Below are 920 nucleotides of genomic sequence, written 5' to 3' on the forward strand. Positions count from 1 at the left end.
ATCTTGAGGATCGTTTCAATTTTGAATTTTTTTAAAATCGTCTTGGGTTTGTTGGGATTGAGAAGGGTGTTTGGATCGCGATGTTATCCAAGAAAAGCCCATATGATTGAGCAAATAATAGATGGAGTCAGGGTGATAATGTTTGCCAAATTCTTTGATGATGTAGGCATGAATATCGCTACCTGTTAATCTACCGCCAGAAGAATCTGAAGCTCGACTTTCAATAAATAGGCTTAACTGCTCACGCTGTTTTGGGGTAAGAAATGCAGGGCGTCCTGTTCTTGGCTTTTCCTGTAGTCCTTCAAGTCCCTCCTCAAGAAAGGTTTGAACCCACTTGTTCACGCTAGTGCGGCTTACCTTCAGGTATTTGGCAATCTGTGTTCGAGACCGCCCTTCTTTTAAGTGTGCTAGAGCAAGTAAACGCATCTTCATTTGTATAGACTTCTGCTGACTAGCGAGTTTTTTAAAGTCGATGTTGTCGAGGCTATCCATGGCATTCTCGTGTAGAAATGACAGCCTCAATTAGACCATATTTTTACTTAGATTGGTATTAGAGCTAAATCCGTTAAATCAGCATTATCGTGTTAGGTGACAGTTTTCTGTCTAATCTTCTTTCACTGATTTAACTTATTGACTTTCATCCAGACTTATTGATTGTTATTTGAACTGATATGGTTATGTAAACCTCCCCTAAACTAGTGGCATACCATTTTAGAGTTCTTCGGCTTAGACTGAGCATAGAAGGAGAACCCGCGATGAAAAAATCACGTTACTCAGAAACACAAATCGTCAAAATCTTAAAAGAAGTGGAAGTGGGTCGTAAGGTCAATGAAGTGTGCCGTGAATACGGCATTTCAGATGCCACCTACTACAACTGGAAAGCAAAATACGGTGGGATGGAAGCCTCTGAAGTCAAACGC

At 40.5% G+C, this 920-nt stretch carries 2 protein-coding genes; one reads left to right on the top strand and one right to left on the bottom strand.

Features of this window, described 5'->3' with window-relative positions; all coding sequences use genetic code 11:
* Positions 1–15 precede the first annotated feature (15 nt).
* The gene (locus DA100_RS08385) at positions 16–492 is read right to left on the bottom strand and encodes an IS630 family transposase (protein WP_138971733.1); all 477 of its coding nucleotides are present in this window, start codon (positions 490–492) and stop codon (positions 16–18) included.
* Positions 493–755: 263 nt separating this feature from the next.
* On the opposite strand from DA100_RS08385, the gene DA100_RS08390 reads away from it, so the two are divergent.
* On the top strand, positions 756–920 hold a 165-nt coding region (locus tag DA100_RS08390; protein ID WP_138971734.1), incomplete at its 3' end, for a transposase.

Origin of the sequence: Vibrio sp. Hep-1b-8 (assembly GCF_006124995.1) — a bacterium.
Taxonomy (GTDB): domain Bacteria; phylum Pseudomonadota; class Gammaproteobacteria; order Enterobacterales; family Vibrionaceae; genus Vibrio.

What these genes read in the sequence shown, in the direction of transcription:
- DA100_RS08385 (WP_138971733.1), bottom strand. Translation starts at nt 492, where the DNA reads ATGGATAGCCTCGACAACATCGACTTTAAAAAACTCGCTAGTCAGCAG.